Below are 6,337 nucleotides of genomic sequence, written 5' to 3' on the forward strand. Positions count from 1 at the left end.
TATCGCAGCATATCAGAAGGGGCTTGTACCCCTCCTGATACAAGCAAGTCCCACCCCCCACTTATTGCTCTACGCAATAGAAGTGGGGGACTTCCTTGATAGTGTTAAAAAAACTTCTTTTTATTCTATCATAAATTTATACATTTGTAAAAAAGAAAAACTCTGCATACACCTGTCGTATGCAGAGCCCCTGTGCCGCCCTTAATCTATATTCATATCTTCTAAAATGATCTTTCAAAATATCTTATGCTGCAACAAAATCTCCTAATTCATGAATAATCTGAGTTGCTTCACCCGGCTCACAGTTTCCTGTCATCCACATGCTATTTCTAAGATCCATAGTCATGATTCCAAGCAATGACTTTGCATCTACGCAATAGCTTCCACAATACAGATTGAAATCAGCATCATACTTTGAGAGAATGTGAACAAATTTGTTTACATCAGTTACATCATTAAACTTAATGTTAATCTTGTTCATGATAAACACTCCTTTTCATAATACCAAAAAACTTCTTGCAACTTTCACGATACTATACCACCATTGAGCGTTTAAATATATACATATCTTCACCATTTTATTACATTTTCTATTCTATTTTTTCATTTTCTCCCATTCTGATACTTTTTTCGGTACTTTGCTGGAGTTATTCCATTTTTTCTTTGGAAATAAACACTAAATCTGCTCTGCGAACTGAAAGCACAATAACTGCTTATCTCCTGCAAAGAATAATCCGTATATTTTAAAAGATATTCGCTTGATTTTATCTTTTCGTCAATTATATACTGCTTTAATGTTACACCCTCAAACTGACTGAATTGTTCTGAAAGATAATTAGGTGACACTCCTACATATTTTGCTATATCTCTCACCATAAGAGGTTCATGTATATGTGCAAATATATAGTCTTTTACCTGATGTATCAATGGATTTTTAATATCGTTGCTATTTAAATTATGAACATCTCTTGTAAAATTATACTCCGCTTCTCTTACAAAATGCTCAATTTTAATCGGATCATCTAATTCTTCTTCAAGATATCTAATATATCCATCAGCCATTGAAAATGCTGCTTCAGCATTCAGCCCTCCCTCTATCGCACACCTGGAAGCACATGTTATAACACCTATCGCAACATTCTTTATACTTCTGACCTGGTCTTCAGCAAGCTTTCCAATCTCACCAGGATAAACCTCATCTATACTTTCTTTAAGTCCTTTAAGATCACCACGCCTGATACTATCATGCTCTCTGAGTTCCTGTGCATAAGGATTATGAAATTTTCCACTTTCCTGATACTCAAAGATACTTTTCGTAATGAATACCTCCACAGGTTTACCTAAGCTTATATTATTACTCCAAAGATCAGATTTTCCAATCTGTTTTCCGGTAAGTTTATTCCATATAAGTATAACTGCCGATGTGTATGCGTCTTTTGAACAGACAAGTATATCTGAACTACGTTTTTCAAAAGAAGAAAACATAGCCACTTTTCCTATCACAATAAACTCTGATTCGGCTTCATTCCACATAGCACACACGACCACTCCAGTCTCTATAACAACTATATAAGGAAGATTTTTTCCTGCTTTTTTTACTATCTGCGAATAAAGCATAATATCATCTTCTCTTGAAGCAGAAAGCTGTTCCAAAAGATTTCCATCTTCATCGAATATTGCAATATGCGCTCTTAATATAGGTAACATATGTGTCAAGAAAAATTTATCTTTCATATAAAACAGTCCTATTATCTAATAATCTTAAATATTATTTGCCAATGCTGCCGTAATGATAGCCATAGAATAAACCTCTGATGCATTGCAGCCTCTTGACAGATCATTTACAGGTGCATTAAGTCCAAGTAAGATAGGGCCATATGCTTCAAAATTACCCATACGCTGAGCAATCTTATATCCGATATTTCCAGCGTTTATGTCAGGGAATATAAATGTATTTGCATGACCTGCAACTTTTGACTCAGGACACTTTGTCCTTGCAACTCTAGGCGATACTGCTGCATCAAACTGAAGTTCTCCATCTATAGGAAGGTCAGGATATTTCTCTTTAGCCTTTCTTGCAGCATTGCACATCTTGTCTACATCCTCACCTTTTCCTGAGCCATGTGTAGAATAGCTTAAAAATGCAACCTGTGGATCAACTCCGAAAATCTTCGCACATTTTGCAGCTTCGCCTGCTATCTCAACAAGCTCGTCCTCAGATGGCTTAATATTTATAGCACAGTCACCCATTGCGATAACTTCATTTTCACCTGTAGCACTAGGTCTTACAAGAATAAAGCATGAAGAAACAATGCTATGTCCAGGCTTTGTCTTTATTATCTGGAGTGCGGGACGAACAGTATCTGCTGTCGAATATGTAGCACCGCCTAAAAGTGAGTCAGCAACTCCCATCTTTACAAGCATGGTACCAAAATAGTTTGCCTGTGAAAGAACTTCCCTTGCTCTTTCAGGAGTCATGCCTTTTTTCTTTCTGAGTTCACAAAGCACCTCAACCATCTCATCCATTTTATCATATTTTTCAGGATCTATAATCTCAGCCCCACGGATATTAAATCCGCTCTCTTCTGCTGCTTTCATAATCTTGTCCTCATTACCGATAAGGATCGGATGAAGGAAATAGCTTGCAAGCAATCGTGAAGATGCCTCAAGGATACGCGGATCCTCACCTTCTGTAAAAACGATCTTCTTTGGGCTTTTCTTTAAAATGTCTATTAACTGACCAAAACCAAACATCTAATCATCTCCATTTCTAAATTTTGTGTTTATTTTTAAGCACCACGCCTATTTTCGTATACTTTTAAAGAAAAGTCAATATAAACAATGCGAATTTGATAAAAATTCGCTATAGAAATGTGATATACTTAAAAGAGAGATAAAAACATAAAGAAACGAGGATTACAATGACTTCACAATTACCTGATACTATATCAGCAGAACAAAAAAACATGATATTTGAAAATATGTCTGACGGAGTAATAACATTAGATTCCGAGGGCATTATAACATACTGTAATTCAGCATGCTGCAAAATATTAAACATAGAAGCTGTCTCCGATATATTAGGACAGTCCTTTACGGAACTTTTTTTACAGAACAAAAAAAACAGGGCATTTAACAAACTTTTCCGAGACAGTATGGAGAAACATAAAGTCTTCCCGAAAACACCTGTAAGATACCGCTTCGGCAAAGAAAAAGAGAGCCATCACTTTAATATTGATATAAGTCTTTTAAAACCATCAAAACAGGAAGTTTTTGATCCTGATTCACCTTATAAAGATCCTGACACTTCTTTTAACGGTATGGTCATTCTTATCGAGGATGATACGGACAGATTTAATCTGCGCCAGCATGAGCATGACTGTGCATTTATATTTGCCGGTCTTATTTTGTGTATAAGTGTTTTTCTGATGTCATGGAGCCTTATGCGTTTTACTCTGCATATATACCTTAAATCATCAGTTTACACACAGATCATAGAATTTATCACATTCCTGCTGTTTTTGGAAATCGTCTTTATGACAAGTTTCTCAATGCGTGACATAGGTCTTATACCAAAGCTGTCAACATTGAAAAAGAACACTATCGAAACCTTAGTTACAGCCGTTATAGCCTCCTGTGTCCTCCTGTTAAGCAAGGCAGTCCTCACACTGCTAGGTTATCAGATAAAAGCATACTATATCGGCGGTTCACTCCACGGTGCATATACCTATATATTCACCGCATTTGTCCAGGAATTTCTGGCGCGTGGAGTAATACAGACAAGTGTCAAATCATTGATGAAGGTAAGATTCCAGAAATTTTTCAGTATCTTCCTCACATCACTTTTGTTTTCACTTATGCATATGCCTTTTGGCTTCTATTTCATGATAGGCGCATTTCTTTTAAGTCTTGCTCTTGGCTATATATATGAACGCCAGCAGAATATATGGGGATGCGTTATCCTTCACTGGTGCTGCGGCTACCTTGCCATGTGCCTTTATTTCTAAGAAAAAATTTTATTTTTACCTAAAAAGAATTTTTTGATATAAAAACCGATTGTTATTCATATAAGCAGATGTTATAATTTCTACAATCAAATTTGGAGGTAACGAACTATATGAACAAAAGAATTTTTTTTCCGCAGGTAAACGGTATACTTCACGGCTCGGATTACAATCCTGACCAGTGGCTTGACAGACCTGATATCCTCGAAAAAGATATTGAACTTATGAAAAAAGCAAAAATGACAAGCATGTCTCTGGGTATCTTCTCATGGGCAGCTTACGAGCCTTCTGAAGGCGAATTCCATATGGACTGGCTAAAAGACATTATGGACAAACTGTATGAAAATGGTATCTACACTATACTTGCAACACCTTCAGGTGCACGCCCTGCATGGCTTGACGAAAAATATCCTGAATGTATGCGTGTAGGTGCTGATGACCACAGAGCACATCATGGTGTCCGCCACAACCACTGTATGTCATCACCTAAATTCAGGGAAAAAACAGGTATTATCATAAACAAGATAATAGATACTGTAGGAAATCATCCCGGACTTGCTATGTGGCATCTATCTAATGAATTCGGCGGAGAATGTTTCTGTCCTCTGTGTAAGAAGAAATTCCAGGACTACCTTGCAGATAAATTTGACCATGATATAGACAAATTAAATAAAGAATGGTGGACAAGCTTCTGGAGTCATACATTCAACGACTTTTCACAGATAGAACCTCCTTATTCAAACGGTGAGTTCAGCATCATGGGATTAAACCTTGAATGGAAGCGTTTTACTACATGGAATACCACTGATTATATGAAATCAGAAATTGATATTATCAGAAAAAGAACACCTAACATCCCTGTCACTACAAACTTTATGCAGCTCTTCCCCGGACTCGATTATCGTGTCATGGCAAAAGAACTCGATGTAGTATCGTGGGATTCATATCCTTTCTTCCATAATGATTATGAAACAATGGCAGATACAATGGCACATAACTCTTTTGACCACGCTGTCATGCGTTCATTAAAGAAAGACCAGCCATTTATGCTTATGGAATGTGCGCCCGGACTTGTAAACTGGCATGGTTACAATAAACTCAAACGCCCCGGAGTACATAAACTTTTCAGTGCACAGGCAGTTGCATGTGGCTCTGACACAGTACAGTATTTTCAGTGGAGAAAAAGCCGCGGCTCATTTGAACAGTATCATGGTGCTGTTGTAGACCACCTTGGAACTGATGATACAAGAATCTTCAAGGAAGTTGCCGAGGTCGGAGCTATGCTCGACAATCTCTCAAAGGTAAAAGGTACTGTCGTAAAACCAAAAGCAGCTCTTATATTTGAATGGGACAATATGTGGGCGATTGACGATATGCGTGGCTTGTCCGATAAAACAAAAAATTATGCAAAAACTTGTATAGATATCTATCATGAATTTTTAAAACTTGGAATAGACATGAATATTGTTGCTGCCGATGATGATCTTAACGACTATAATGTTGTTGTCGCTCCTATGCTTTATATGTTAAGACCGAGTGTTTCCGAAAATCTCAAAAATTTCGTAAAACGGGGCGGTCATCTGATGGCAACATATCTCACAGGATATGTTGATGAAAACGCCCTCTGTTATCTCGGAGGTTTTCCGGGTGACGGATTAAGTGAGCTTTTTGGTGTTATAAGTGAAGAAATAGACACATATTATGACAGTGATAAAAATTCAGCAACATTTACAGACGGTCATAAAGCAGATATCCGTGATTATGCAGAAATATTACGCGTATCTGATGCCGATATCCTTGCAAAATACGACAGTGACTTTTATTCAGGTACACCTGCCGTAACATGTAAGAGCTTCGGTGAAGGTAAAGCATATTATGTAGCGGCACGAATCGATATGGACTCAATGGCTGAATTATTCAAGACAATGCTTGATGAAACAGATACCCCTTATCTTACTCTTCCTGACGGAGTCGAATATCATAAACGAGAAGATGAAAACGGCAATATAACAGAATTTTATTTAAATGACACTGAGAAAGAGATTTCCTTCAACATGACCGATAACGAATCAATAACTTTAGAACCATACGGAGTAAAAATAATCTGATATTGTATTGCTTTTCATGTCTGCATAAATCAATATAAAACAACCGGATTTATAGGTTTGATCATATTCCCCATGACACCTTATAAATCCGGTTTTTAATATATAGCTCATTATTTCTTTCTCTGTAAAAAACTTAATATCATATATGACTATTTTCACATAATCTACTCTCTATTCTTTTTAGTGCAAGTTTAACAAAAAGCCTTGATTTTACTGCATTTGCTA

The 6,337-nt window shown here is 36.8% G+C and carries 6 protein-coding genes; 3 read left to right on the plus strand and 3 right to left on the minus strand.

From position 1 onward, the window contains the following. Positions 1-205, plus strand: a 205-nt coding sequence (locus tag KQI69_RS07950; protein WP_216564833.1) for a hypothetical protein, incomplete at its 5' end; no start/stop codon positions are given. Between the two features lie 39 nt (positions 206-244). On the opposite strand, the gene KQI69_RS07955 is transcribed toward KQI69_RS07950, so the two are convergent. The 3 genes from KQI69_RS07955 to pta all read right to left on the minus strand — a co-directional run bounded on the left by KQI69_RS07955 (position 245) and on the right by pta (position 2,754). Then, positions 245-481, minus strand: a complete 237-nt coding sequence (locus KQI69_RS07955; protein WP_216564834.1) for an HPr family phosphocarrier protein — start codon at positions 479-481, stop codon at positions 245-247. Between the two features lie 122 nt (positions 482-603). After that, complete coding sequence (locus tag KQI69_RS07960; protein WP_216564836.1) at positions 604-1,734, minus strand: helix-turn-helix transcriptional regulator; 1,131 nt, start codon at positions 1,732-1,734, stop codon at positions 604-606. 27 nt (positions 1,735-1,761) lie between these two features. After that, positions 1,762-2,754, minus strand: coding sequence for a phosphate acetyltransferase (gene pta / locus KQI69_RS07965; RefSeq protein ID WP_216564838.1), 993 nt, complete (start codon positions 2,752-2,754; stop codon positions 1,762-1,764). A gap of 167 nt (positions 2,755-2,921) precedes the next feature. On the opposite strand from pta, the gene KQI69_RS07970 reads away from it, so the two are divergent. Beyond that, positions 2,922-4,007 (plus strand): type II CAAX prenyl endopeptidase Rce1 family protein, encoded by a 1,086-nt coding sequence (locus KQI69_RS07970; RefSeq protein WP_216564839.1) that lies wholly within the window; start codon positions 2,922-2,924, stop codon positions 4,005-4,007. A 110-nt stretch (positions 4,008-4,117) separates the two neighbouring features. Further along, positions 4,118-6,112 carry a beta-galactosidase gene (locus KQI69_RS07975; protein WP_216564841.1) on the plus strand — a complete coding sequence of 665 codons (1,995 nt, stop codon included), beginning with the start codon at positions 4,118-4,120 and terminating at the stop codon, positions 6,110-6,112. The last annotated feature ends 225 nt before the right edge of the window (positions 6,113-6,337 follow it).

Origin of the sequence: Eubacterium sp. MSJ-13 (assembly GCF_018918235.1) — a bacterium.
GTDB lineage: Bacteria > Bacillota > Clostridia > Lachnospirales > Lachnospiraceae > Butyribacter.